Raw genomic sequence first — 26,115 nt, forward strand, 5'->3', positions numbered from 1 at the left:
GCTGGCGAGGGGGCCGTTTTTCGGTGAGCTGGGGTCAGCCTTGGCGAAGCGTGGTGACCATGGCCTCGACGGCGATCCGCGGCTTCACGTTCAGCCCGATCGCCTCGCGGCACTCCAGTACGGCTTCGAGGCGGCGAAGCGTCGACTCCGGCGACCAGGACGCTGCGGCCGAGTTGATCTGTTCGGCGTGGTCAGGATGCGTCAGCGTCGCGCCGGAACCGGTGCTCGTGACGAGGACGTCGCGGTAGAAGCCCGCCAGGTCGACCAGGGCGAGGTCGAGGGTGTCGCGCTGGGTTCGCGTCGCACGGGACTTCTGGCGTTTCTCCAGCTGCTTCACCGCGGCCTCAGCGGCGCGCTTCGCCCCGGCGACGCCTTTGCCGGTCCCGTCGCCGCCCATCGCGGTGCGCAGTTCGGAGCGTTCCTGCTCGTCGCGGCCCTTGCTTTCCTCGCCCGCATCCGCTTCCGCCGCGCTGATCAGCTGGTCGGCGCTGGTGAAAACGTCGTCCGGTCGACGCAGACCGAGCGGAATCCGCAGCACGGTGGCGCGGCGCTGGCGAGCTGCCTCATCGGTGGCGAGCCGGCGCGCACGGCCGACGTGGCCGTTGCACACCGCCGCGGCCCAGTTGGCGCGCTCGGGATCGACGCCGTCCCGGGAGATCAGCACCTGCGCGATCGCCTCGGCGGGCGGCGTGCGCAGCGGCACCAACCGGCACCGCGAACGGATGGTGACCGAGACGTCCTCCGGGTGGTCCGACGGCGCGCACAACAGGAATACGGTGCGGGCGGGCGGCTCTTCCACGGCCTTGAGCAGCGCGTTCGACGCGCCCTCGGTGAGCCGGTCGGCGTCCTCGATGATCACGACCTGCCACTCGCCGGTCGTCGGCCGGCGCGCTGCCGCCTGCACGAGCGCGCGCATCTCGGCGACCGAAATGGACAGTCCTTCCGGGACGACCAGCCGCACGTCCGCGTGGGTGCCGGCCATCGTCGTCCGGCAACCGGGGCAGGCGCCACAACCGGTTCCGGTACTGCACTGCAGGGCCGCGGCGAACGTGCGCGCGGCGACCGAACGGCCGGAACCCGGCGGTCCGGTCAGAAGCCAGGCGTGCGTCATCGCGGCGGGCGCGACCGCTTCTCCGGCCACGATCTTGGCCGCCGCGGCCGCCGCCGCGGACAGCGTTTCCACGGCGGGTTCCTGACCGACGAGTTCCGTCCAGACGCCGATCGGAGCGGTCACCGATCCTCCACTTTGGACACTACGGGCAGCGCGTCCGCGCCGTTCTTCGACACTTCCGCTTCGGCCACTGCCGCCTCGGCGACGTCGGCCGCAGCGGTGGTTTCGGGTGCCTCAGCCGCGTCCGCCGCGTCCGCTGGTTCCGCGGGGGCGAGCCCGGCGAGCGAGCCGACGAAGACCGACTGAACGGCGTGGCGGACGCGGCTCGCGACCTCGCCGTCGGAGCCCTCGGCGTCGACCACCACGTACCGGTCCGGGTCGGCGGCGGCCATCTCGGCGAGCAGCTTCTGCACCCACAGCTGGTCCTTCAGCGGCGGTTGCGGAGCCTCCGGGTGCTCGGAGTCGAGCAGGACGGTGAGGTCCGGGCGGAGCCGTCCGGTGGCCCAGTCGACCAGGCCTTCCAGCTCGTCGCGATCCAGCTCGCCGGCCGCCGACAGCGACGCGAGCGGGGAGTCGACGAAGCGCTCCATGACGACCACGGACCCAGCGTCGAGCGCGGGTTGGATCTGGCGTTCCACCAGTTCGGCGCGCACGGCCGCGGCGACGAGCGCCTGCGCCCGCACCCCGGTGAGGGCGGCGTCCGAGACCAGCGTGCGGAACCGCTGTTCGCCGAGTGCCGGGTCGGCGCTGAGGATGACCGGGCGGGTGCCGGTGCCGAGCCAGCGCGCGAGCCGGGCGGCCTGCTCGGCGGTGTTGACGGCGGTGGTGCCCTCGATGGCGATCAGGAAGCCGTTGACGCGGCGCGGGTTGCGACGCAGGGCGTTGCGCAGGTCGCTGAAGATCTTCTCAGTGCGCCGCTCGTCCATCTGCCGGTAGGCGATGATTCCGAGCAGCACGGCGAGCAGCCCGCCGCCGAGGATGACCGGACGGGTGCCGTCGACGATGATCGGCGTGCCGAACAGGTCGACGTTGCGCTGCCGGACCAGGCCGATCAGCACCGGCGTGACCACCGTCGCGCCGAACAGCACGATCTTGAGCATCGCCTGGTAGATCGCGTTGATCCGGCCGCGGATCGCGTCCTCGACGCGGGAGCCGATGATCGTGACGCCGGTGAGGAAGGCGGTGCCGGCGCAGACGCCGACGAAGGCCACCGCGCCCACCGAGATCGCCAGGTGCGGCGACAAGGCGACGACGCCGAGCGCGAGCCCGGCGAGGACGATCGAGATGCCGAACAGCCGGTCGTGCGGGAGCCGGTGCGCGAGTTTCGGGGCCATCGCCATGCCGAGGGCCAGGCCGATGAAGACGGCCAGCATCAGCAGGTTGAACGCCGCGTCGCCGCCGAGCAGCGAGGACGAGTACGGCTTGGCCGCGCCGATGACCGCGCCGCCGGCCGCGAACGCACCGAAGGCGCCGATCAGCAGACCGCGGACGATCGGCGTGCTGCGGACGAACTTGAGCCCGTCGCGCATCATCGCGCCGAAGCCGAACTTCTCCTCGTCGGCCCGCTTGACCTTCTGCTGCGGCGTCGAGTGGACGTCGCGCAGGGACAGCTCTGGGATGCGCGTCGCGACGAGGATGCCGCTGATCAGGTACAGCAGGCCGGTGATGACGACGACGACCTTGGCGATGTACAGGTCGACGCCGGGGCCCTGGAACAGGTGGAACGTGGAGTTCGCGCCGAGGATCAGCGCGTTGGCCCCGGCGGCGGTGATGACGGCGAGGCCGTAGGTCATCACCATGCCGAGCTGGTTGGCGGTCTCGACCTGTTCGGGTCGGCGCAGCAGATTCGGCACCGCCGCGTCCTTGGACGGGATCCACATGATCGAACAGCAGCCGACCAGGAAGTTCGCCACGAACAGCCACCACGGCGCGCCGACGACGGCGATCGAGAGCAGGAACCCGCAGCGCAGCAGGTCGCAGACGACCATGATCTTGCGCCGGTCGAACCGGTCCGCGAGCAGGCCGCCGAGCGGCGCGAAGAGCAGGCCGGGCAGCAGCGCGGTGACGATGACGCCGACGAACGCGTAGTTCTGCGCCGAGTAGTTGTCGAGCAGCTTGGTGCTCAGGCTGGTGAGGTTCAGCAGGTTCAGCCAGTCGGCGACACTGCACAGATACGTGACGCCCCACAGCCGACGGAATGGCTTGATCGCCAGCACTCGGCGGGCCCGGTGGATCGTGGACGTCCCGCCCGATCCGCCCGGGCCGGTGCCGGGCACCGACCGTACGCCCTCGCTGATACGCCCACCCCACTTGTCACGGCGGAGTCAGGCGACCCCTGCGGATCCCCCGACCGTGTAGCCGCCAGGGTAGTCCCGCCGCGGACGGGAGGAGGGCACGCCCCGTGATATCCGAGGTCAGCCGGGGTCAGCCAAACAGCCCCTTCACACTGCTCACCAGGCTAGCGATGAACTCGATCGCGACAATTCCGAACACGATGAGCAACAGCACGGCGAGCACGACGCCGGCCGTGCTGCTGGAGGGACGGCCGAAACTGGGCATGCTGATCGACGGCAGCCCGCGCCGGCTCTGCCGCTCGGCGAGCTCTTCCTCGATGTCGTCGTCGGCGATCTCGGTGATCTGTTTCGGCCGCGAGCGGGGCACCTTTTTCAGCAGCTGAGGAGCCTTGGTCGGCCACGTCCGCTGCCGAGGCAGCAGCCCGAGCGGAACCAGATCCGGCCGCTCGGACGGCGGGATCGGATTCGGCGTCTTGACCACTTCTTTCTTCTTGGCTTCCTCTTTCAGCGCGGCCTCGACCATCCGCTTGACCTCTTCGGGGTCATGCTGAACAGGCTTGGCGGTCGGCAACGGCCGCGGCGCGCGACTCGTCGACATCTCGAACCCGGCGAGCGGATCGGAAAACCGCTCACCCCCGACGTCGCCGGCCAACGTCCCGTCCCGGTCCGGCCCGGAGGCGGGAAAAAACGGAGTCCCGTCGCTCGTGCTCATGGTGACCACCTCACTACGGAATGTCCGCCGAGTCCAGTGTCGGCGAGAGTACCGGCTCCCGCATCCACCCAATGGCCGCAGAACCACTACTGCCCGCGCCTGGGAATGCGCGCCACCCGGACCAGTGACCGCTGAGTAGCGGGTTTTCGACGGGGCCGGGGTGGTGGGGCGAGATTGAATTTTAGGGGGCCGGACAGGCTGGTTACAGGGCTGACGTGGTGACGGATCGGCTTGACCGGCGGCTCGGCAGGGACCGGCCGGGCAAGGCTGGCTCGCCGGACCGGCGGCCAGGCAGAGGGCAGCCGGGGACGGCGGTCGATCGGCCGGGCTGCCGCGGCTGACCAAGGGACGATGGCTCGACGACCGGGCGGGATCGCCTCGCCTGTCCAGTAACCCACGCCGACAGCTCAACGACACCACCCCGGACTGACCGGCCGCGGCCAAGCCGATACATCAGCAGGGTCCGGCCAGCCAGGCTGCCTCGCCCGACTGGCAAGCCGACAGAGCGGCAGATCGGGCCGGGTTGCTTTGGCAGCCCGGCGGGCGGAGCCCGACAGCTCGACCACACCGCCCACGGCTGACCGGCCGCGGCCAAGCCGGTAGGTCGGGCAGGGCTGCCGTGGCTGACGAGTCCGGCCAGGCGGACAGAGCGGCTTGGCTGCCGAACCGGCAAGGCCGACAGTCCGACCGGTCTTGATCGACTCACCGATCGCTGAGTTGACCGGCCCGACTGCTCCGCTGAGCCTGCCGGCGCGGCCAAGCGGCACTGGCCGCGCGGAGAAGCAACTAGCGCGACCCAGCCAGGCCAGACCCAGCCCGCCCAGTCAACCCTCGGCAGGCACCAATCGAAGCTGGACCAACACGGCCCACCCTGCCAACCGCAGCCAGTCGCGGGTCCCGCACCAACCGAACCGGCGCCAGCGCGGCTCGCCCGGACGGCACCGAACCCAGCCCATCAGGACCGGCCGCAGTCACTTCGCGTCAAGCATGGCTGCGCACCGCCTCCACGATCCATGCCTCCGCGGTCCCTCGGGTCGCCGGAGACCACGTCACCACCCAGCCGCCGTCGCGGCCTCTCGGCGCGGCGCGGAACTGGTATCTCCCCTGGTCGTTGTCCACCAGCCCGAACGCGCCGTGCGGGTATTCCGCCAGTACCGCGTCCCGGACCGCCAGGTCGACCAGCACCGTTCCCTGCCGGGGCCGGGCCACCGCTTGCCGGATCACGTCCAGGTCTCCCCACGCCTCCCGCGGGATCAGGCCGCTGTCGTCCGTTTCGATGCGCACCGCCGGGCCCGGGCCGGGCGGGCGGTCCGGCAGGCCGTCGAACACCCATCCGGGCAGCGCGCTGAGCATCCCGGACCGCAGCCGCGCCCGGCGGCCCAGTTTGCTCATCACCGTGGTGAAGTCCTCGTCGCCGAAGAACCGCACCTCCCACGGCTCCTCGCTCGCCGGGAACACCCCGGTGACCACTCCGCGGATGAACCCGCCGCGCAGCACTCGGTACAGCTCGACCGCCTCGGCGGTCACCTCGCCGTCGGCGGCGAGCCCCAGCGCGGCCATCCCGGCGACGAATCGCGTGTACTGCTCCACCTCCTCGGCCAGCCCGGCGCCGAGCATGGGCCCGAACGACTGCCGGACCTCCTCGGCGAGGCTCAGTCCGGAAGCCGCTCCGGCGGGCTCCTCCTCGGCCAGCACGGGCGGCACCTCGAAATGCGGGTCGTAGAACTCCATCACCGAAGGCCGCTGCGGCATCTCGGCCCGCAGCGGTCCGATGACCTCGTCGATGACGTCGAAGACGACGGGTGCTGAACTGCTCACCCCGTCATTGAACACCCTGGTACCGACAATTTCTCGAACTTTTGTTCGAATGAACCCATCCGTGCGGCAAGCGGTCGGTCAACGCCGCGGCGCCCGCTCCTCGACACGCATCGCAGGCGCGAGGAAACCGACCGTAACCACGAGCGCGCCGACCACGGCCAGCGTCCAGTGCAGGCCGATTCCCCCGCTCAAGCCGCTGACCAGCACCGGCCCGGCGAGGAACCCGAGGTAACCGCACGCCGCGACGGCCGCGATCGCCCGGCCCGGCGCGTCCGGCTGCTTGCGTCCGGCCGCGCTCCACGCGAGCGGCACCATCCCGGACACCCCGAGCCCGACCACGGCGAAGCCGGCCACCGCGACTGCCGGCACCGGAACCGCGACCGCCAACAGGAACCCAGCGACCGTCACGGCGGTCGCGACCCGCATGAACAACACGGCGCCGACGCGCTCGACAACCCGGTCCGCCACGGTGCGCACCGCGATCATCGTGATCGAGAACGCGAAGTAACCCAGCGACGCGACGGCCGCGCTCGCCGTGGCGACCTCCCGGAGGTAGACCGCGCTCCAGTCGTTCACCGTGCCTTCCGCGACGAAACCGCAGAACGCGATCACACCCAACGGGATCAGTGCCTTGCTGGGCAAGGCGAACGCCGCCTCGCCCTGCCCCCGATCGGCCCCGGGCAAAAACTGCGACGCAGCGAAGACCCCGAGCACCAGCAGCACCACCCCAGCACCGGTGAAATGCGCCTCGATCGGCACACGCCAGACCTCCATCAACGCCGCGACGCCCGAGCCCGCCAATCCGCCGATGTTCCAGAAAGCGTGGAACCCAGCGAAAATCGGTCGCCCGTAAGCCTCTTCGACACGCGCGGCGTGCGCGTTCATCGAGACGTCCAGCAGACTGTTGCCCACCCCGAGCACCACGAGCGCGGCGACGAACAACGGCACGTCCGGCGCGAACGCGACCAGCGGCAACCCTCCGCACAACACCGCAGCCCCGCAAAGCACGCCACGACGGCTGCCGATTTTCGTGATCAGTGGTCCCGCGGCCAGCAGAGCGACGACCGAACCGGCGGCGAGTCCGAACAAGCCGATCCCGAGTTCACCGGCACTCATGCCGAGTTTCGCTTGCGCCGCAGGCACTCGAGCCGCCCACGAAGCGAATGCCGCACCACACACCGCGAAAACCACGGAGACCGCGGCCCGAGCGCGCTGTGTCTCCCCCATCCGTCCCCCAGACGCCTGACACGAGAAAGGGCCACCCGGAGTTTTCCAGGTGGCCCTTCGGATCCTCGCTACTTCGACTTCGTCGCGGTGCTGCTCCGCTTCGCCGGAGCCTTCTTCGCGGTAGTCGACTTAGCCGCCGTCGACTTGGTCGTGGTCGACTTCGCCGCAGTGGATTTCGCCGGCGCCTTGCGCGTCGTGCGCTTCTTCGGAGCCGGGCCCTTCGCGCGCTTCTCCGCCAGCAGCTCAGCCGCGCGCTCCGCGGTGAGTTCCTCGATGCTGTCGGACTTCCGCAGCGTCGCGTTGTACTCGCCGTCGGTCACGTACGGGCCGAAGCGGCCGTCCTTGACCACCATCGGCTTGCCCGACACCGGGTCGTCGCCGAGTTCCTTCAGCGGCGGACGCGCGGTGGCCGACCGGCCGCGCTGCTTCGGCTCCGAATAGATCTTCAGCGCCTCTTCCAGCGTGATCGTGAACAGCTGCTCCTCGGTCTGGATCGACCGCGAGTCCGTGCCCTTCTTCAGGTACGGCCCGTAGCGCCCGTTCTGCGCGGTGATCTCGTCGCCGGACTCCGGGTCCTTGCCCACGACCCGCGGCAGCGAAAGCAGCTTCAGCGCGTCGTCGAGCGTGATCGTCTCGATCGACATCGACTTGAACAGCGAGCCCGTACGCGGCTTCGGCATCTTCGCCTTCGCGGCCTTCTTCTGCGCCGCAGTGGCGTCCTCGGGCAGCTCCGGCTCCGGCAGCAGCTCGGTGACGTACGGGCCGAAGCGGCCTTCCTTCGCCACGATCTCGTGCCCGCTCACCGGGTCGGTGCCCAGCACCCGGCCTTCCTGCGGCGTCGCGAACAGCTTCTCCGCGATCTCCGGCGTCAGCTCGTCCGGCGGCAGGTCCTCGGGCAGATTCGCGCGCTGCGACTCGCCGTTGACCTCGCGCTCCAGGTACGGCCCGTAGCGGCCGACGCGCACCACGACCTGGTGCCCTTCGGCGTCGCTGAACATCGGGATCGAGTTGATCTCGCGCGCGTCGATGCCCTCGACACTGCCGTCGACCAGCTTCTTCAGCCCGCCGAGACGGCCCACCGAGCCCTCGACGCCGAAGTCGCCGCCGAAGTAGAACTTCGACAGCCATTCGACGCGGTGCTCGTCGCCGTTGGCGATGCGGTCCAGCTCGTCCTCGAGACCGGCGGTGAAGTTGTAGTCCACCAGCCGCTCGAAGTGCCGTTCCATCAGCCCGACCACGGCGAACGCGACCCACGAGGGCACCAGCGCGGAGCCCTTCTTCCACACGTAGCCGCGGTCCTGGATGGTCTTGATGATCGACGCGTACGTCGACGGGCGGCCGATGCCCAGCTCTTCCAGCTTGCTGACCAGGCTCGGCTCGGAGTACCGCGCCGGCGGCGACGTGGAGTGGCCGTCCGCGGACAGCTCGGGCGCGGTCAGGCCCTGGTCCTTGACCAGCACCGGAAGCCGGCTCTGCTTGTCGTCGGCCTCGCCGCCGGCCTCGGTGTCGACGGCCTCGACGTACGCCTTCAAGAAGCCGGCGAAGGTGATCGTCCGCCCCGAAGCGGCGAAGGTGCACTCCTCGCCGGTGGCGGCGGTGCCGATGATGCGCACCGACATCGTGGTGCCCTTCGCGTCCGCCATCTGCGACGCGATGGTGCGCTGCCAGATCATCTCGTAAAGCCGGAACTCGTCGGTGTCCAGCTCGTTCGCGACCTGCCCCGGCGTACGGAAGACCTCGCCCGACGGCCGGATCGCCTCGTGCGCTTCCTGCGCGTTCTTCACCTTGCGCGTGTACTGGCGCGGCGACGGCGAGACGTACTCCTTGCCGTACAGCTGCGTCGCCTGGTTGCGCGCGGCGGTGATCGCCGACTCCGACAGCGTCGTGGAGTCGGTACGCATATAAGTGATGTAACCGTTCTCGTACAGCTTCTGCGCGATCCGCATCGTGCGCTCCGAGGTGAAGCGCAGCTTGCGACCCGCCTCCTGCTGCAGCGTCGACGTCATGAACGGCGCGTACGGCTTGCGCGTGTACGGCTTCTCCTCGACGCGCGCGACCTTGAAGTCGCGCTCGCTCAACGCCTGGGCCAGCGCCCGCGCGTCGGACTCGCCGAGCACGCGGATGTCCGCCGCGTTGCCCTTGAGCCGCCCGTCGGAGTCGAAGTCGCGACCCGTCGCCAGGCGCGAGCCGTCGACCGCGACGAGGCGCGCGGGGAACGTACGCGGCGAAGCGTCGGCGCCGGCGTCCATGGTCGCCGAGATGTCCCAGTACGACGCCGAGGTGAAGCGCATCCGCTCACGCTCGCGCTCCACGACGATCCGCGTCGCCACGGACTGCACCCGGCCCGCCGAGAGCTTCGGCATGACCTTCTTCCACAGCACCGGCGAGACCTCGTAGCCGTAAAGCCGGTCGAGGATGCGGCGGGTTTCCTGCGCGTCGACGAGGTCGGCGTCCAGCTCGCGGGTGGCCGCGGCGGCGGCCTGGATGGCCTGCTCGGTGACCTCGTGGAAGACCATCCGGCGCACCGGGACCTTGGGCTTCAGGGTCTCCAGCAGGTGCCAGGCGATGGCCTCGCCCTCGCGGTCGGGGTCTGTCGCGAGGTAGAGCTCGTCGACGTCCTTCAGCAGCCCCTTCAGCTCGGTGACCTTGGACTTCTTGTCCGGGGTGACGATGTAGAGCGGTTTGAAGTCGTTGTCGATGTCGACGCCGAGGCGGGCCCACGACTCGCCCTTGTACTGCGCGGGGACGTCGGCGGCGCCGCGGGGCAGGTCCCGGATGTGCCCGACGGAGGACTCGACGACGTAGTTGCCGCCGAGGTAGGGGGCGATCTTGCGGGCCTTGGTTGGCGACTCGACGATCACCAGCCGCCGTCGATCGGCACCGTTGCTCCCGGTGCCGCTCTTCTTGGTCCGTGTTCCTGCCACGCTGCCCTGCTCTCCACTCATCTCCGCGCCGCCGCAGCGGCGCTCTCCCCTCTGCGCCAGAGGGGTGCTGCGCCCGCGTCTCGACCTGTCAGTGTGCACGTCCCCGGTGTCCGCGCAGCGCCGAGGTGCCCTGACGAGCCGCCGGGCCCCTGCCCGTCGGATCGCCGCTGACCTCGGCGATGTTTCTTCTCCACACCTAGCACGTGATGTCGGACACGTGCCGTGCAGGGTAACCGGTCAGGCCGCCGATACCCTCCGTTAGACGGTGGCGGGTCCAAGTCTGGCGACGGTTCACTTATTCCTCCCCCCAGCCGAAAGGAACCCACCATGATCCGCCGACTGGTTGGCGCCGCGATCGCCGTCACGGCGACGTTCGCGCTGGTCACCGCCCCCGAGGCAAGCGCGGCGACCACCACGTTCACCGGTGCCGTGGCGCTGTCCAACTGCTCTGGTTCGGTCGTGAAACCGGCCGCCACGCCGATGGACGCGCCCGCGATGGTGCTGTCGAACGGCCACTGCCTCGAGGAAGGCATGCCCGAACCGGGTCAGGTGATCGTCGGACAGCCCTCGAACCGCTCGTTCGACCTGCTGTCGCCGGACGGGCAGAGCTCGGTGGGCACCGTGACCGCGACCAAGGTCGTCTACGCGACGATGACCGACACCGACATCTCGCTGTACCAGCTGAGCGACACCTACGCCGACATCCAGCAGAAGTACCAGGTCCCGCCGCTCGAACTGGTGAACACGCACCCGCGGGCGGGCACGCCGATCGACGTGGTGTCCGGGTACTGGAAGCAGATCTACTCCTGCTCGATCGACGGGTTCGTGCACGAACTGCACGAGAACAACTGGGTCTGGAAGGACTCGATCCGCTACGTGCCGGGTTGCGAGACCATCGGCGGCACCTCCGGTTCGCCGGTCGTCGACCGCAACACCGGCAAGGTCATCGGCGTGAACAACACGTCGAACGACAACGGCGAGCGCTGCACGCTGAACAACCCGTGCGAGGTCGACGAAGCCGGCAACGTGACCGTGCGGCCGAACTACAAGTACGGCGAGGAAACCTACGGAATCCCGGCCTGCCTGACCCCGGCCAACGAGATCGACCTCAACCAGCAGGGCTGCACGCTGCCGAAACCGTAACGCGGGTTCCCGGAAAGGTCCCTCGTCGCTCCGCTGAGCGGCGGGGGACCTTTCTTCTGCCCCGGCTAGCCCACAGCCTCCAGTAAATACTGTGTAGGACTCTCCGCGGCGGGGCTGCGCCGCGGCTCTCCTGGCGTCCGTTCGCGCCGTTCCCCGGCTGGCGGCAGCTCCGGCCATGCCGACTCCGCCCCGGCCGGCGGTTCGCCGATCAGCTCGAGCAGACCGGCCAGCTTCCGCCGTCCGCTGACCCGCACCGCGGGCCGCTCCGCCTTCGGCCCGAGCAACCGCGCCTGGACGCCCAACGGCGCCAGCACGTCCAGCAGCTCCTCGTGCATCCCCGGGGCCAGCGGATCGACCCCCAGCAGGTAGCCGCCCGGTTCGGGACGACCGGCGGCCAGCGCCCACATCCGCAGCATCGCGCCGCTCAGCCGGAAACCGCCGGGCACCGCCTTGCCCGAATCGTCTTCCGAGGGACCGGTGTGTCCCGGCCGGAGCCACTGTTCGGCGAGTCCGAGCAGATCGACCCGGAACGACGTGCGCACCTGCGGGCTGCCGCATTCGGCCACCGTGACCTGCGCGTCCGCGCCCCGGCTGCGGCATTCGCGCGCCAGCACCCGAGCCCGCCACGACTCCTCGACCAGCACCGACAGCCGCGCCGCCGTGCGGCCGAACCCGGTGATCTGCCCTTGGCAGCACAACAGCCCGGCCAGGTCGGGCAGCCCCGGGCCGGTCGCCTCCGCCGAGAACAGCGAGATCGTCCGATCCACGCCGCGATGATAGAACACAAGTTCGATCGAGAGCGAGCGTGACGGCGAGATTTTTCCCGGACACCCAGCGTTATCGGTATAGTTATACCGGCAGTGCCGACATTGGGGAGCGAGAATGTTCGAGGTCGCCGAACGCGTCCGGATCCGGGACGAGCTGATCGCCGCCGCCCGCCAGGACGTCGACATCACGGGAGCCGCACTGGTCGGATCGGCCGCCCGCGATGCCGAGGACCGCTGGTCGGACATCGACCTGGTCCTCCAGCTCGCGCCCGAGGCGGACGAGCCCGCGGTCGTCGCACGCTGGACTCGCTCGCTCGACGATCGCTACGGAGTCGCCGACACCGTCGACGTGACCTCGCGCGAGGGCGTTCGCTACCGAGTCTTCCTCCTTGACTCTTCGCTTCAGGTCGACTTGTCGTTCTGGCCTCATGATTCGTTCCGCGCCACGGAAAACGGCTTTCGGCTCGTTTTCGGCCAGGCCAACGAGCCGGTCAGCGCGCCGGAACCAGGCAGCGAGCACGTGATCGGCATGGCGTGGCTGTACGCGTTGCACGCCCGCTCAGCGATCGCTCGCGGGCGAACGTGGCAAGCCGTTTTGATGCTCGACGATCTTCGCAACCAGATCATCACGCTGGAATGCTTGCGGCACCGCTTGAATCCTCGGCACGGACGCGGAGTCGACCGACTGCCGGAGCCGGTGCTGGAGAGGTTGCGAGACAGCCGGGCGGCGTCGGTCGGCTTGGCCGAACTCGAACGCTCTCGGCAGTCGCTGCTTCAGCATTACCTGGCCGCCGTCGCGCACCATGACGCGGAGCGGGCCGGCGCCCTTCGGCGTGCGCTCGCTCCCGATCAGCGTGGCGCGGGCGGAACCACCAACTGCTGACAGCCCGCCGCGCGCTTGCCCGCCGCGGACAGGGCTGGCGTCGCGTCCAAGCCTTTGAGGACGTCGAGCCGGGAAATCTGGTCGATCGCCGATTTGGCGTCGTCCAGCGCTGCCTTCACCTGGTCGGGAGTGCTGGCCGCGTCAAGCTTGCCGCGCACCTCGTCGGCTTGGTGCCGCACCGAAGTGAACTGGCCGAGCAAAGCCGTGCGCGCCGGTTCGCCGCCGGGCAGCGGCGCGGGACCGACCCGGTGCAGTCCGGAAACGGTCTGGTCGATGCCGCGAGAAACCGAGGCCAGAAGCTCGCTCGAAGTGCGGGTGGCCTGCGCGGACGAACTCGGGTCGATCGAGGGCAGATTCGCCAGCGCCCGAACCAGATGCGTGACCGCCCCGCAGTATCCGTCGGCCCATTTCGCGGCCGGATCGGCTTGGCCCGCCGCCTCCGCGTGCCCGCCGGAAACGACCTGCTCATGCGGCGGCGGCGGTTGCCCGCAGCCAGTGAGCCCCAGTCCGATTCCTGTTGCCAGCGCGGCTAAACCGGTCCACCGCGGCCGCACTCGCACCACTCCTGTCCGTCGAAACTCCTGCCCTCCGCACGGTACCGACCCGCCAGTAGTCCGCAACTCGCCCCGGGTCGCGGACGCGAACGGGCCCGGTACGCGAGGCGTACCGGGCCCGAATGGAGCAATGCGTCAGGCTTTCGCCTCCGCCGGAGTCTCCGACATGACGCTGCCGCGCCGCTTGGACGTCACGATAGCCGCGACGATCACCGCGACCGCGACCACCGCGATCACGATCCGCCACGTCGTGTCCGCGCCGCCGCCGAGCGTCAGCGTGACCACCGCGGGCGCGATCAGCACCGAGACCAGGTTCATGACCTTGATCAGCGGGTTGATCGCGGGACCGGCGGTGTCCTTGAACGGGTCGCCGACGGTGTCGCCGATGATCGTCGCCTCGTGCGCGTCGGAACCCTTGCCGCCGTGGTTGCCGTCCTCGACGAGCTTCTTGGCGTTGTCCCAGGCGCCACCGGAGTTGGCGAGGAAGATCGCCATCAGCGTGCCGGTCGCGATCGCGCCGGCCAGGTACCCGGCGAGCGCACCGGTGCCGAGACCGAACCCGACCGCGATCGGCGCGAAAACGGCCAGCAGACCCGGCGTCGCCAGCTCCCGCAGCGAATCGCGGGTGACGATGTCGACGACCTTGCCGTACTCGGGCCGCGTGGTGCCCTCCATGATCCCGGGGATGTCGCGGAACTGGCGGCGCACCTCGTACACCACCGCGCCGGCGGCGCGTGAAACCGCGTTGACCGCGAGACCGGAGAAGAGGAACACCACCGCCGCGCCGACGATCACGCCGACCAGCGTGTTCGGGCTGACCACCTGGTTGACGAACGAGGTCACCGCGCTGACCGCGCCCTCGCCGCGTTCGGCGACGGTCTTCGCGATCGCGTCCGAATAGGACCCGAACAGCGCCGTCGCCGCCAGCACCGCGGTGGCGATCGCGATGCCCTTGGTGATGGCCTTGGTGGTGTTGCCGACCGCGTCCAGTTCGGTGAGGATCTGCGCGGCCTTCTCGTCGACGTCGCCGGACATCTCGGCGATGCCCTGCGCGTTGTCCGAGACGGGGCCGAACGTGTCCATCGCCACGATGACGCCGACGGTGGTCAGCAGGCCGGTGCCGGCCAGCGCCACCGCGAACAGCGCGACGCCGCCGCCGAGCAGGTAAGCGCCGAACACGGCCGCGCCGATCACCAGCGCGGTGTACACGGCGGACTCGAACCCGACCGAGATGCCGGACAGGATCACCGTCGCCGCACCGGTTTCCGACGTCTTGCCGACGTCCTGCACCGGCTTGTGCTCGGTGCCGGTGTAGTAGCCGGTGATGCGCAGGATCAGCGCGGCGAGCACGATGCCGATGATCACCGAGACGGTGGCGATCACCGCCGGGTTGCCGGTGTTGTGCGCGTAGCCCTCGCCGAATTCGGCGAAGCTGCCCGGCAGGTACACGAACGCGGCGATCGCCGACAGCACCGCGGAGATGACCGCGGAGATGTAGAACGAGCGGTTGATCGTGACCAGGCCGCCCTCGCCCGCACGCGCCTTGGTGATGTAGACGCCGATCACCGCGGTGATCACGCCGATGGCCGGCACGATCAGCGGGAAGATCAGGCCGGACGCGCCGAACGCGGAGCTGCCGAGGATCAGCGCGGCGACGAGCATCACCGCGTAGGACTCGAAGAGGTCCGCGGCCATGCCCGCGCAGTCGCCCACGTTGTCGCCGACGTTGTCCGCGATCGTCGCGGCGTTGCGGGGGTCGTCCTCCGGGATGCCCTGCTCGACCTTGCCGACCAGGTCGGCGCCGACGTCGGCGGCCTTCGTGAAGATACCGCCGCCGACCCGCATGAACATGGCGATCAGAGCCGCGCCGAAACCGAAGCCCTCCAACACCTTCGGTGCCTGGCCGGTGTAGACGAGCACCACGATCGCGGCGCCGAGGAGGCCGAGCCCGACGGTGATCATGCCGACCACGCCGCCGGTGCGGAACGCCACGCGCATCGCCTTCTCGCGCCCGCCGTCTTCGCGCGACGCGGCGGCCACGCGCAGGTTCGCCTGCGTGGCCAGCCACATGCCGAGGTAGCCGATGGTGAACGAGAACGCCGCCCCGATGAGGAAGAAGATCGACCGGCCGATCCTCTCGTTCCAGTCGTCCGCGGGGAGCGCGAACAGGAGCAGGAACACGATCACGCCGAAGATGCCGAGGGTGTTGCGCTGCCGCTTCAGGTATGCGGCCGCACCTTCTTGCACTGCCTTCGCGATGTCCTGCATCTTGGCGGTGCCCTGGCCCGCGGCCAGCACCTCCTTGAGCAGGACGTAGCCGATGGCCAGTGCGACAAGGGCGACCACGGCGACCACACCGACAATGGTGTAGCCACCCCCGGAGAGCGTGATGCCGCCCTCCGCGAGGAACTGCCGGGACATTCGTCCTCCTGGGAACGCCGTCTGGCCAGCGCGGGCCCGTCGTACCCGGCGCGCCTGCACTGGCGGGGATCTGTGCCGAAGGACACGCTAGCCGTGCGAGCAATGCACGTCTCACATGACTCTCGCCACAGTGGGTGTGGATCGGGGGAGTGTATTGGTAGTGATCCGCCCGTCCGCAATGCGTCCCGGTGAGAGTACGTTCGGTGACCTTGTGTGATTGGTCACTGGATCGATCTCGGCCCGGTTTTGTCGGTGCCCTGTGCGAAGCTTCGGCACGTGGTGGGAGAGCGAGGACGGAGGCTGCTGGACCGGGTCACGGCGGGGATCCCGGCGCACGAGAATCCGGTGACGCACGTGTCGCGGCTGCCCGAGCGCGCGGCCCGGTACGAGCCGTGGCCGGAGTGGGCGGAGCCGTCGGTGGTGGCCGCGTTCCGCGCGGCCGGAGTGGAAAAACCGTGGCGGCACCAGGTCGAGGCGGCTTCGCTGGCTCAGGCGGGCACGCACGTCGTGGTGTCCACCGGCACCGCGTCGGGGAAGTCGCTGGCGTATCAGCTGCCGGTGCTCAGCGCGCTCGCCACGGACACGCGGGCCACCGCGCTGTACCTCTCGCCGACGAAGGCGCTCGGCGCCGACCAGCTGCGCGCGGTGTCCTCTTTGGACGTCGCGGGCGTGCGTGCGGCGGCGTTCGACGGCGACACCCCGATGACAGAGCGCGACTGGGTGCGCGCGCACGCGAACTGGGTGTTCAGCAATCCCGACATGCTCCATCGCGGCATCCTTTCGGCGCACTCCCGATGGACACAGTTCTTCCGCCGGTTGCGGTACGTCGTGGTCGACGAATGCCACAGCTATCGCGGCGTGTTCGGCTCGCACGTCGCGTTGTTGCTGCGTCGGCTGCGCCGGGTGGCGGAGCACTACGGCGCTTCACCGGTGTTCGTGCTGGCTTCGGCGACCACCGCTTCGCCCGCGTCCTTCGCTTCGCGGCTCACCGGCGTGGAGTGCGTTGCGATCACCGATGACGCTTCGCCGCGCGGGGCGCGCACGGTCGCGCTGTGGGAACCGCCGCTGCTCGATGAACTGACCGGGGAGAACGGCGCGCCCGTCCGCCGTCCGGCTGGGGTCGAGACAGCGCGAATTCTCACCGAACTGGTCGTCGAAGGCGCTCGGACGCTGGCTTTCGTCCGCTCCCGCCGCGGTGCCGAACTGACCGCGCTGGGTGCCCGCCGACTTCTGTCCGAAGTGGACCCTCGACTGGCGGATACCGTTGCCGCGTACCGATCCGGCTATCTCCCGGAGGAGCGCCGCGCCCTGGAGCAGGCTCTGCTTTCGGGTCGGCTGCTGGGTGTCGCGACCACCAATGCCTTGGAGCTGGGCGTCGACATCGCCGGCCTGGACGCCGTGGTGCTGGCTGGCTATCCCGGCACCCTCGCGTCGTTCTGGCAGCAATCCGGCCGCGCCGGCCGGTCGGGCGACGAGGCGCTGGTGGTGTTCGTCGCCCGAGACGATCCGCTCGACACCTACCTGGTGCACCACCCGGCCGCACTGCTGGAACGCCCGGTGGAAACGGCGGTGCTGGACCCGACGAACCCTTATGTGCTGGGTCCGCAGCTCGCGTGCGCCGTCGCGGAGTTGCCGCTCACCGAACCGGAGCTGGAAACCTTCGGCGGCGAAGCGGCCCGCGCGGTGCTGGCGGACCTGGCCGAGGAGAAGCTGCTGCGCCGCCGTTCCAGCGGCTGGTACTGGACTTCGCGCGACCGGCCACACGGGGAAGTCGGCATCCGCGGCTCAGGCGGCGACCAAATCGCAGTGGTCGAAGCGGACTCGGGCCGAATGCTGGGCACCGTCGACCCGGGCTCGGCGTGCTACTCCGTCCATCCCGGCGCGGTGTATTTGCACCAGGGGTCGTCGTATGTCGTCGACGAGCTGGACCTGGAGACGGGTCTGGCGTTGGTGCACGCGGAGGATCCGGACTGGACGACTTCGCCGCGCGAGATCGTGGACATCTCGGTGCTGTCGACGGAAGAACAATGCCGCCACGGCGGGGTGACCGTATGCCTGGGCGAGGTCGCGGTGACGTCACAGGTAGTGGGGTACCTCCGGCGGCGGCCGTCGGGTGAGGTGCTGGACCATACGCCGCTCGACCTGCCGGAACAGAGCCTCCGCACGAGAGCGGTGTGGTACACGATTTCGGGTGAGCTGCTGGAGTCTCCGGCCGGGGTTGGCCGGGGTTCGGCGGCCCGAGGGTCGGTGACTGGGAGCGGTGGCGGGGTCGGGCCGACGATCGCCGAGCCGGATGGCGAACTGGCCGGGAACACGTCGCCCACCGGGAACCTCGGCGGATCGGCTACGGATTGGATGGTTGGCGAACCGGCGGGGCCTGCGGATGCGTCTCCCGCCGCTGGGAGAACCGAAAGGGCTGCCCCGGAGCCAGCGGCCGACCGTGTAGCTGGACAACCGGCGAGCGCTCGGAATGCATCGTCAGCCCCCGGGGGAACCGAAGGAGCCGCCGCGCGGTCAGCGGCCGATCGCGCGACTGGCGAACCGGCGAGAAGCGAAGGCGCTTCGTCTGTTGCCGGGGGAATCGGGGCCGCTGCCCAGTCACCAACGAACCGGGCAACTGGGCTCCCGGCGGCTGGGAACATGTCCCAAGCCGCCGGGGGAACGCGATTGGCCACTGCGGAGTCAGCGGCCGATCGCGCGGCTGGTGAACCGGTGGGGACCGGGGGTGCCTCGTCGGTTGTCGGGGGAACCGGCGAAGTTTCGGGTGATCCGGCGGCTGGGCGGAGGCCCGGGATCGGTGGTGCGGTGGGACCGGTGGGGACCGGGGGTGCTGGCAGGGCACCGGGGGGCGCCGGGTTGATTCCGGCGCGCGTCCCCGGTGCCCTGCATGCCGCCGAGCACGCGGCGATCGGCCTGCTACCGCTGTTCGCTACGTGCGACCGCTGGGACATCGGCGGGGTGTCTACCGCGTGGCACGAGGACACCGGGGAGGCGACGGTGTTCGTGCACGATGGGCATCCCGGGGGTGCGGGTTTTGCCGACCGCGGTTATGCCGCGATTGTCCCGTGGCTGGCCGCTACGCGGGAGGCGATCGTCTCCTGCGAGTGCCCGACCGGCTGCCCGTCCTGCGTCCAGTCGCCGAAGTGCGGGAACGGCAACGATCCGCTGGACAAGGCGGGGGCGGTGGCCGTACTGGGGGCCGTGCTCGGGGCGTTGCGTCAGCACGGGGAACAGTGCGGCCACGGTGGAACGTGAAAACTTTCTTCGGTTGTCGCGGGCTGCCTGCCGGGATGGGACCGGATCAGGCGGCGGTGCTCTCGACCAGCATCGGGGTGTGCTCGTCGGCGAGGGCGCGGACCAGCACGTCCTGCACCTCGGCGGCGGGCGGCAACTGCCAGCCGCACACCTCCGGCTTCACGCGCCAGTGCACGACCCCGTGCTGGAACGGCGACGGCGGCAGCGGGATGTAGCTGTCCTTGCCGTGCCACTGCACGGAAATCCGCTCGGCGAGTTCGGCGGGCAGGTGGGCGGAGGGCGAGGTGAGGAACAGCCACCGGCCGTTCGGCATCGCGGCGATCGGGGCCGGGTGCCCGACGGAACGCAGCAGCCGCGCGGCGCGCTTGCCCAGTTCCTGGTCCACCTCGACCGCGTCGAGCACGGTGCCGGTCGCCACGAGCAGGCTGTGCGTGCGGTCGCTGAACCAGCTGGCGACCTCGTGGGCGTGCGAACCGACCAGCTCACGCCAGTCGTCGCGCACCGGCACCGGCCGGCGCCAGGTCAGGTCGTCCCCCTCCGCGGTGATCGGTTCCGGGGTCGCCCCCGGAAGCACCGGCCAGCCGCGCCAGGCGAGACCGATCGCCTCCGCACGCAGTTCGATGCGGAAGGCGTTCCGCCAGCTGTCCGGCCAATTCGCGTCCAACATTGCTTTCCTGCCTTCGAGGTCCGGTTTTCGCGCCGTCCGGGTCGGGGCCGTGGTGGCGCACGTCTCACTAAACGGCAAGTTGCACATTGCCGGGAAGACTCCACGCGACAACCGGCCGTTACCGAGCGATGAACGCCCCGTAGCCCACTGTCCGGCCGATAACCAGGTGCCGATCACCGGCCGCTGACCCCGCCGGACTGCCCGCGAGAACGGGCCCACCACGGGATTCGACACTTTCCCGCCTTTTCGCGCCCGTCCTGAGGTATCCCCCTGCGCAGCCCGCTGACCTGCGGATTCGACCGCTCAGCGCGCGCCAGCGACCGCTGCTCGTGTCCTTCGCCACTCGTCGCCGACGCCGGAAAGGTCCGAACGGGCCGGGGTTTCCGGCGACTGATCACCGGTCCGGCTCGCCGCCCGACGAGCGGTTCCGGCGGGCCGCCGGAACGCCGTCGAGCACGGTGCGCGATGACGAACGGGAGGGGTGTACGGGGCGGTTGGCAGGTTGCAACTCCCTACGGTTGGGGCGAGCGGGCGGGGCAGTCTTGGCCGAGCAGGCTGGTCTCTGCCTCCGCGGCCGTACAGCGGGCTGCTGCGGCCGACCGCAGCGGGCGCAGCTCCGGCTAGCGGGAGTCGCACCGTGCCCGAGCGGGGCAGCCTGGCCGGTCGCCCGGCACGCCGACGTGCCTCGCATCCGTCCGAGGAACCAACGCCCAAGTCGCTGCGCCTGGCGACCCGGCCACGGCAGCACCGACTCTCGTGACTGCTGCTGGGCCACGACCGGTGCAGCACCGGACCAGCGGCGCGGCCCGGCGACCTGGCCACGGCAGCACCGACTCCGAAGACTGCTGCTCGACCAAAACCAGTGCAGCGCAGGACTAGCAGCGGAGCCCGCACCCCGGCATAGGCAGCACGGATTTTGAAACCGGATCCTGGCCAGCATCGGTGTTTACGCAGGCAGCCAGTCACGGAACGCGGCGACTCGGTCGAGGTAGCGCCGACCCTCGACGCGGATACCTGGCCAATATCGGTGCCGAGTACGGCGACTCGCTCGGGACAGCGCTGCGCCGAGCGGAGCCGTTGAACCAGCGTCAGGGCTGGCGGCTAGTCGCGGAGCCCGCCGGGGCGAGACAGTGCCGCCCTTCGACACTGCGGTCGGGCAGCGCCGGTGTGCGCGGCCGTCTGGGGCAGCTCCGGTTAGGGAGGCAGGTCGACCGGACCGGCGCGGGCTTTTGCGGTTGGGGGTGGCAGGCCGGGGATTGGGGTGGTGGCGGCGCGCACTTCGATGAAAGCGTCGCGGTTGTGCCAGCGGCAGCTGGTCAGCAGTGTGTGTTCGTGGTCGGCGACCTCCTTGGCTCGGGCGCAGGCGATGGTCGGTCCGGCGGCGGCGTGGGCTGCTGCGGCCAGTGCACCCAGGTCGGCAGCGGCTTCGGTGCGGTGGCGGGCAGTGATGGCCGCGGCTAGCCACCACACCAGGACTGTTAGGCCGATCAGCGTCGTCGCGGCTAAGGCGGTCCAGATCGTGGCTACGCCGGCATCGGCTGGCTCTTTTCGGCTCATGGGGTTGGGCCCGGTTCGACGATGGCGTAAGCGGTTGCGCTCAGATGCAGTACGGACAGGGCTTCGGTGGTCACTTCGGCGGTGAGGCCGTCGCCGGTGCGGTGGATGGTGAGGTGGGCACCGTGCGGGGCAATGGTTTGGACCACTGCATCGGCGGCTCCGGGCTGTCCGGCCGCGGCGAGACGGGCGGCCTCGCGGGCGGCGTCCAGGCATCGGAGGTGTCCGGCGATCGCGCTGGTGCCGGCGAGCAGGAGCGCCAGCACGGCGGTCAGCGCGCCCAAGCACAGGGCGGCTTCTACCGTCACGAATCCCCCGTCCCGGCGACGGCTGGTCATCAGGTGGCCACCGTCAGGGCTTTTTGCACCAAGCCGGCCAGCGTTGCGGAGACCGAATCTCCGCTGAGCAGCACGTAGAGCGCCACGGCGAACGCGGCCGCGGCTACGGTGCCGATGGCGTATTCGGCGGTGGTGGTGCCCTCGTCTCCGGGCAAGAACCGCATGGTCGATCTTCCTTTCTGTCGGGGATGGGTTCACAACAGGCCGCCGATTCGCCCGGCCAGGCCGAGCACCACCGGCAGCACGCCGAGGGCGAAGAACGCGGGCAGGAAGCACAGCCCTACCGGCAGGGCCAGGGCGACCCCGGCGCGTTCGGCGCGTTCTTCGGCTTCGACGCCCAGTCCGTCGCGGATGCGGCGGGCCAGGTCGGCCGCGGTCGAGGCGAGGGCTGCCCCGGACCGCGCGGTTCGGGTGGCCGCGACTGCCAGCTCGGCGAAGCCTGGCCGGGCTCGAATCGGTGCCCAGGAGGGAGCGGGGTCCGCGCCCAGGGCTAGCAGGTTTGCTGTTGCGTGCAGGGCGTTTCCGGTAGCCGGCGGTGCGCCGGGTGCGACCGCCTCCAGCGCGGTGGGGACTGGCATTCCGGCGCGCAGGCAGGCGGCGAGCAGGTCCAGGACCGAGGCGGAGCGGAGTCGTTCCGAGACGTCGTCTGGATTCCGCGGGTGGCGGGATCGACGCAGGAGCCACCAGGCACCGGCGCACGCGGCTAGTCCTACGGGGATTCCGGCAAGGACGGTGGCGGACAGGCCTGCGACGATCGCGGCGGCGGGGTGCCAGACCTCCGGGCGCAAGGTGCGGCGTGGACGTTTGGGACGGGCAAGGTGACGGGGTGGCGCGGTGCTCGGCCAGAGCAGCAGCGCGGTGGCGGTGAGGGCGAGGCTCAGTGCGGTCATGGGGCGGCCCGGCGGTTGGTCAGGGCTCTGGACCAGGCGGTGCCTGCCCACAGCAAGGCCGCGCCCAATACCAGGAATGCTTGTCCGATCAGGGTTTCGGCGAGGACGGCGAGCGGGTTGGCTCCGATGAGCTGCCCCATGGCCAGGCAGCCGACGGGCAGCACGGTGAGCACTATCGCGCTCATCCGCGGGCCAGCCATCTTGGCGCGCAGCCGACGAGTGAAGGCGACTTCGGCGTCGACGTCTCGGCGAGCGGCGTCGAGGGCGTCGGCGATGGGCAGGCCATGGCGGCGGGCGAGATTCCAGGATTGGGCGACGGCGGGGAGCGCGGGCGACTCCAGGATTCCGTCCAGGCGGGCGGCAGTGGCGAGATTGTGGAGTTCACCGGCTAACTCGGGGACCGCGTCCGCGGCTGCTTCGGCGGCGGTTACCGGATGGGCGCCGGCGCGGAGTTCGGAGACCATCGTGCGGAGGACGGTCGCGGTGCGTTCGGCGCGGGTCAGCGTTTCGGTGGTTTCCCTTCTGCTGTGCCATTCCTGACGGACGGCGAGGGTGAGCAGGGCGGTGGCGATCGCGGCGCCGATTCCGCCTAGCGGCAGGGCGACGGCGGCTGGGGCCAGCCAGAGGGCCTGGCGGGGTGGGATGGGGAGGCGGAGGCGGGGCGTCGGGAGGAGGCGGTTGGGTGTGGTGGGCCAGCACAGGATTCCGGTGCCTGCGCAGAGGAACGGCCATGCGGAGATCAACGGGTCACCTCGATGCTGGAGCGGTTGGGCGATGGGCTCGGCGTTCTCGCGAAGCGGGTTTCTCCGCGGAAGATGGACGGCGTGTTCTGCCGCAGGCGGAGGGCGGCCGCGCCGGGAGCTAGTCACGGGTGGACGCTGGCGTGGTCAGGGCGGTGAAGAGGGAACGACGGCTCGTCCAATGACCGTCGCGCCAGACGGGGTGTGTTTTTACTTCTCCGTGGTAGCGCTGGAGTACCGCGACTTCTGTCAGGCGGCGGCCGGTGGCGGTCCGGCGCATGTGGAGGATTACGCGCACTGCCGCGGCTAGCTGGCTGTGCAACGCATCTCGGGGCAGGCCGCCCAGTGCTGCCAAGGCTTCCAAGCGGGCGGGAGCTTCCGCGGGAGAGTTGGCATGCAGAGTGCAGGCACCGCCGTCGTGGCCGGTGTTCATGGCGTTCAGCAGGGAGCACACCTCCGCACCCCGGACTTCGCCGACGATCAGGCGGTCTGGACGCATTCGCAGGGCCTGCCGGACCAGCTCTGGAAGTTCCACGGCACCGGTTCCTTCGACGTTGGCGGGGCGCGCGACAAGACTGACGAACTGCGGATGGGTGGGATGCAGTTCGCCGGCGTCTTCTACGCAGACGATTCGTTCGGTCGGCGCTACCGCACTCAGCAGCGCACTCAGGAGCGTCGTCTTTCCGGCACCGGTGCCGCCGGTGATCAAGAAAGCCAAGCGGTGCTTGAGGACCGCCTGGAGGATCTTCAGTGCGGTTGGGTCGAGCGAGCCTTGCGTATGGAGTGCGGCTAGGTCGTGAGTCACCGGGCGCAGGACGCGCAGGGACAGGCAGGTGCCGTTCGCCGCGATCGGCGGCAGGACGGCATGTACGCGGATTCGGCCTTGGCGCACAGGGAGCCATCCGTCTACATAGGGCTGGGCGTCGTCGAGGCGGCGACCGGCGGCTAGGGCCAGGCGTTGCGCTAGACGGCGGACGGCGTCCTCGTCCGGGAAACGGATCGGCGTGCGGACAAGGCCAGTGGGGCCGTCGGTCCATACCTGATCGGGGGCGGTGACGAGGACGTCGGTGACGCTGTCGTCCTCCAGCAACGGAGCTAACGGGCCCGCGCCTACGAACTCGTCGCGGGCTTCGCGGACGACGGCTAGTACTGCTTCGTGGCTCAAGGCACCGCCGGCTTCGGCGCGGACGGCTTCGGCTAGCGCGATCGGATCGGTGCCGCGGCTTTCGCCGGCCAGGCGGTGGCGGACTCGCTCTACGAGGTCGGTGGTCATTTATGCGGCCTGTGCGGTCGGGAGAGGGAGCAGGTGCGCCAGTACGGCGCGGGCGGCGGTGGCCAGAGCGCCCTTCGGGGGCAGGTCGAACTCGCCGGATTCCAAGGTGGTGGCTACTCGGCGTTCCGGGGGCACGTCCGCGATCAAGGGCGGGCCCAGCATGCCAGCGGTTTGCGACGCGGGGACGCCGTCGATGCGGTGTCCACTCGCGACGACCGCGAACCGTTCGGTGTGCGGGCGGAGGTGGTTCAGGACTTGCTTCGCTGCCATGCAGGCTCGGAATTCCACGGGAACGACGAGCACGACCAGGTCGGCGGCCGAGGCGACCGCGAGAGTGCCTTCGTCGAACTGACGGGGTAAATCGCAGACGACGGTGCGGCCGGCTCGGCTGCCCGCGGCGATCACCGCGGACAAAGCGCGCGGCGTCGGGCCTTCGCCGGAACGGCCGCACGACAGCACGGGGAGGTTGCCGCGACTGGGAAGGGAAGCGAGCAAGGACGGCACGGAGACTCGACCGGACAGCCGAACTTCCGGCCACCGCAGGCCTTTCGTGTGCTCCAGGCCCAGCGGGAGATCCAATCCGCCGCCCAGCGGATCGCAGTCGACCAAGAGCGCGGAGCCGGCGCGGGCGGCTTCGACCGCGACCGCGGCGGCCAGCACGGAGGTGCCGGAGCCGCCTCTACCGCCCACGAAAGCGATTACTGGGCCTGGAGATTCGGCTGGTGCGTCGGTGACGTCGGCGAACGCGCCGGTCAAGCCCGCTTCGTCGTCGGGCAGGCTGAAGACCCGGCGCGCCCCGAGGGCGGCCGCGCGCCGCCAGGTCTCCAAACCCGGCGCGCCTTTGCAGACAAGCACAACGCTGTCGCGCGCTGGCATTGGCGGACTGTCGGCAGCGATGTCCTCGTCGAGCACGACGAGCGGAGCCCGGGTCCATCGTCCGCGTGCGGCGGCTAAATCCGGCGCGTGGTCGAACTCGCAGCCGACTACCGCGGCGACGCGGCGGATCTCTTCGAAGACGGTGCCCTCGCCGGAGACGACGAGCGGTTGTGCGGTGGCCATGTGCCCCTCCCCTGGGTCTCGTGGGCCGGACTTCCACCGTCGCTCGCCGCCGGGCCGCGCGGCAATGCCCGCTTTTCCGTCATGTGGATAACCCGGGGGTTGTGGACAACCCGGGGTGCGAAATCGATCCAGTACCGCGAAGTGTCGGCCCGCCCCGGACAATGCCCGGCCCACACACATTCGACTGAGAAAACGATTGCCGCGGAGAACCTCCGGAAAATCCGGGATAAAGAAGCAAATTTGCCGCAGCCGGACAACTAAGAGGCGGCACCGCCGGAGAAAACACGGGAAAGGTAAGCACGCGGTTAAGTGATCTTGCTCGCCAGATGCGCGGCGGACGACCGAGATCGCCCAGGTCAGAGACAAGGACGCGGAGTGCGCCACGATTTTCGGAGCAGACCTGAAAATTGTTCGCCAACGCCGAAAACGGGGAGAATAGAAGGCGGCCCTCGCCAGGGGGGAGGGACGAGGGCCGCCAGGGGTTC

The 26,115-nt window shown here is 70.0% G+C and carries 20 protein-coding genes; 3 read left to right on the plus strand and 17 right to left on the minus strand.

Annotation, left to right across the window (positions count from 1 at the left end; translation table 11 throughout):
- Nucleotides 1-34 precede the first annotated feature (34 nt).
- The 6 genes from L942_RS36995 to topA all read right to left on the minus strand — a co-directional run bounded on the left by L942_RS36995 (nt 35) and on the right by topA (nt 10,107).
- Nucleotides 35-1,234, minus strand: a complete 1,200-nt coding sequence (locus L942_RS36995) for a DNA polymerase III subunit delta' (RefSeq protein WP_037369202.1) — start codon at nt 1,232-1,234, stop codon at nt 35-37.
- On the minus strand, nt 1,231-3,387 hold the full coding sequence (locus tag L942_RS37000; RefSeq protein ID WP_037369204.1) for a bifunctional MFS transporter/dTMP kinase: 2,157 nt from the start codon (nt 3,385-3,387) through the stop codon (nt 1,231-1,233). The genes L942_RS36995 and L942_RS37000 overlap by 4 nt, the downstream gene beginning before the upstream one ends.
- Nucleotides 3,388-3,535: 148 nt before the next feature.
- A complete protein-coding gene (locus L942_RS37005) occupies nt 3,536-4,057 on the minus strand; it encodes a hypothetical protein (RefSeq protein ID WP_235079618.1) in 522 nt (173 codons plus the stop codon).
- 1,041 nt (nt 4,058-5,098) lie between these two features.
- On the minus strand, nt 5,099-5,950 hold the full coding sequence (locus L942_RS37010; RefSeq protein WP_037369208.1) for an ESX secretion-associated protein EspG: 852 nt from the start codon (nt 5,948-5,950) through the stop codon (nt 5,099-5,101).
- 63 nt (nt 5,951-6,013) lie between these two features.
- Nucleotides 6,014-7,162, minus strand: coding sequence for an MFS transporter (locus tag L942_RS37015; RefSeq protein ID WP_037369210.1), 1,149 nt, complete (start codon nt 7,160-7,162; stop codon nt 6,014-6,016).
- 68 nt (nt 7,163-7,230) lie between these two features.
- On the minus strand, nt 7,231-10,107 hold the full coding sequence (topA, locus tag L942_RS37020; RefSeq protein ID WP_200863045.1) for a type I DNA topoisomerase: 2,877 nt from the start codon (nt 10,105-10,107) through the stop codon (nt 7,231-7,233).
- A 306-nt stretch (nt 10,108-10,413) separates the two neighbouring features.
- Between topA and L942_RS37025 the strand changes: the two genes are divergently transcribed.
- Nucleotides 10,414-11,229 (plus strand): S1 family peptidase, encoded by an 816-nt coding sequence (locus L942_RS37025; protein WP_037369213.1) that lies wholly within the window; start codon nt 10,414-10,416, stop codon nt 11,227-11,229.
- Nucleotides 11,230-11,294: 65 nt separating this feature from the next.
- Here L942_RS37025 and L942_RS37030 read toward each other — a convergent pair whose 3' ends face one another.
- On the minus strand, nt 11,295-11,996 hold the full coding sequence (locus L942_RS37030) for a hypothetical protein (RefSeq protein WP_037369299.1): 702 nt from the start codon (nt 11,994-11,996) through the stop codon (nt 11,295-11,297).
- 115 nt (nt 11,997-12,111) lie between these two features.
- Between L942_RS37030 and L942_RS37035 the strand changes: the two genes are divergently transcribed.
- Complete coding sequence (locus tag L942_RS37035) at nt 12,112-12,879, plus strand: nucleotidyltransferase domain-containing protein (protein WP_037369215.1); 768 nt, start codon at nt 12,112-12,114, stop codon at nt 12,877-12,879.
- Here the strand turns inward: L942_RS37035 and L942_RS37040 are convergent.
- Nucleotides 12,846-13,433 carry a hypothetical protein gene (locus tag L942_RS37040; RefSeq protein ID WP_037369217.1) on the minus strand — a complete coding sequence of 196 codons (588 nt, stop codon included), beginning with the start codon at nt 13,431-13,433 and terminating at the stop codon, nt 12,846-12,848. The genes L942_RS37035 and L942_RS37040 overlap by 34 nt on opposite strands.
- Nucleotides 13,434-13,568: 135 nt before the next feature.
- The gene (locus L942_RS37045; RefSeq protein ID WP_037369219.1) at nt 13,569-15,854 is read right to left on the minus strand and encodes a sodium-translocating pyrophosphatase; all 2,286 of its coding nucleotides are present in this window, start codon (nt 15,852-15,854) and stop codon (nt 13,569-13,571) included.
- Between the two features lie 276 nt (nt 15,855-16,130).
- Between L942_RS37045 and L942_RS37050 the strand changes: the two genes are divergently transcribed.
- Nucleotides 16,131-19,109: a DEAD/DEAH box helicase gene (locus L942_RS37050; RefSeq protein WP_051166511.1), complete on the plus strand. Its 2,979-nt coding sequence runs from the start codon at nt 16,131-16,133 to the stop codon at nt 19,107-19,109.
- Between the two features lie 46 nt (nt 19,110-19,155).
- On the opposite strand, the gene L942_RS37055 is transcribed toward L942_RS37050, so the two are convergent.
- The 8 genes from L942_RS37055 to ssd all read right to left on the minus strand — a co-directional run bounded on the left by L942_RS37055 (nt 19,156) and on the right by ssd (nt 25,630).
- The gene (locus L942_RS37055; protein WP_037369221.1) at nt 19,156-19,776 is read right to left on the minus strand and encodes a bifunctional DNA primase/polymerase; all 621 of its coding nucleotides are present in this window, start codon (nt 19,774-19,776) and stop codon (nt 19,156-19,158) included.
- A gap of 1,194 nt (nt 19,777-20,970) precedes the next feature.
- Nucleotides 20,971-21,333: an Rv3654c family TadE-like protein gene (locus tag L942_RS37060; RefSeq protein WP_037369224.1), complete on the minus strand. Its 363-nt coding sequence runs from the start codon at nt 21,331-21,333 to the stop codon at nt 20,971-20,973.
- The gene (locus L942_RS37065) at nt 21,330-21,668 is read right to left on the minus strand and encodes a TadE family type IV pilus minor pilin (protein ID WP_037369225.1); all 339 of its coding nucleotides are present in this window, start codon (nt 21,666-21,668) and stop codon (nt 21,330-21,332) included. Before L942_RS37065 ends, L942_RS37060 begins: the two co-directional genes overlap by 4 nt.
- Nucleotides 21,668-21,832, minus strand: a complete 165-nt coding sequence (locus tag L942_RS43460; RefSeq protein ID WP_081655383.1) for a DUF4244 domain-containing protein — start codon at nt 21,830-21,832, stop codon at nt 21,668-21,670. The genes L942_RS37065 and L942_RS43460 overlap by 1 nt, the downstream gene beginning before the upstream one ends.
- A gap of 30 nt (nt 21,833-21,862) precedes the next feature.
- A complete protein-coding gene (locus tag L942_RS37070; RefSeq protein ID WP_037369228.1) occupies nt 21,863-22,558 on the minus strand; it encodes a type II secretion system F family protein in 696 nt (231 codons plus the stop codon).
- Nucleotides 22,555-23,301 (minus strand): type II secretion system F family protein, encoded by a 747-nt coding sequence (locus L942_RS37075; protein WP_037369230.1) that lies wholly within the window; start codon nt 23,299-23,301, stop codon nt 22,555-22,557. Before L942_RS37075 ends, L942_RS37070 begins: the two co-directional genes overlap by 4 nt.
- Nucleotides 23,302-23,419: 118 nt before the next feature.
- Nucleotides 23,420-24,571 carry a TadA family conjugal transfer-associated ATPase gene (locus L942_RS43465; RefSeq protein ID WP_081655384.1) on the minus strand — a complete coding sequence of 384 codons (1,152 nt, stop codon included), beginning with the start codon at nt 24,569-24,571 and terminating at the stop codon, nt 23,420-23,422.
- The gene (gene ssd / locus L942_RS37085; RefSeq protein WP_037369235.1) at nt 24,572-25,630 is read right to left on the minus strand and encodes a septum site-determining protein Ssd; all 1,059 of its coding nucleotides are present in this window, start codon (nt 25,628-25,630) and stop codon (nt 24,572-24,574) included.
- Between the last annotated feature and the right edge of the window lie 485 nt (nt 25,631-26,115).

This window comes from Amycolatopsis orientalis DSM 43388 (genome assembly GCF_000411975.1).
Lineage (GTDB): Bacteria > Actinomycetota > Actinomycetes > Mycobacteriales > Pseudonocardiaceae > Amycolatopsis > Amycolatopsis orientalis_D.

Bases quoted from the DNA above. Each gene is read 5' to 3' on its own strand.
- L942_RS37015 (WP_037369210.1), bottom strand. From the start codon at position 7,162: ATGGGGGAGACACAGCGCGCTCGGGCCGCGGTCTCCGTGGTTTTCGCG.
- topA (WP_200863045.1), bottom strand. From the start codon at position 10,107: ATGAGTGGAGAGCAGGGCAGCGTGGCAGGAACACGGACCAAGAAGAGC.
- L942_RS37025 (WP_037369213.1), top strand. From the start codon at position 10,414: ATGATCCGCCGACTGGTTGGCGCCGCGATCGCCGTCACGGCGACGTTC.
- L942_RS37035 (WP_037369215.1), top strand. From the start codon at position 12,112: ATGTTCGAGGTCGCCGAACGCGTCCGGATCCGGGACGAGCTGATCGCC.
- L942_RS37045 (WP_037369219.1), bottom strand. From the start codon at position 15,854: ATGTCCCGGCAGTTCCTCGCGGAGGGCGGCATCACGCTCTCCGGGGGT.
- L942_RS37055 (WP_037369221.1), bottom strand. From the start codon at position 19,776: ATGTTGGACGCGAATTGGCCGGACAGCTGGCGGAACGCCTTCCGCATC.
- L942_RS37060 (WP_037369224.1), bottom strand. From the start codon at position 21,333: ATGAGCCGAAAAGAGCCAGCCGATGCCGGCGTAGCCACGATCTGGACC.
- L942_RS37065 (WP_037369225.1), bottom strand. From the start codon at position 21,668: ATGACCAGCCGTCGCCGGGACGGGGGATTCGTGACGGTAGAAGCCGCC.
- L942_RS43460 (WP_081655383.1), bottom strand. From the start codon at position 21,832: ATGCGGTTCTTGCCCGGAGACGAGGGCACCACCACCGCCGAATACGCC.
- L942_RS37070 (WP_037369228.1), bottom strand. From the start codon at position 22,558: ATGACCGCACTGAGCCTCGCCCTCACCGCCACCGCGCTGCTGCTCTGG.
- L942_RS43465 (WP_081655384.1), bottom strand. From the start codon at position 24,571: ATGACCACCGACCTCGTAGAGCGAGTCCGCCACCGCCTGGCCGGCGAA.
- ssd (WP_037369235.1), bottom strand. From the start codon at position 25,630: ATGGCCACCGCACAACCGCTCGTCGTCTCCGGCGAGGGCACCGTCTTC.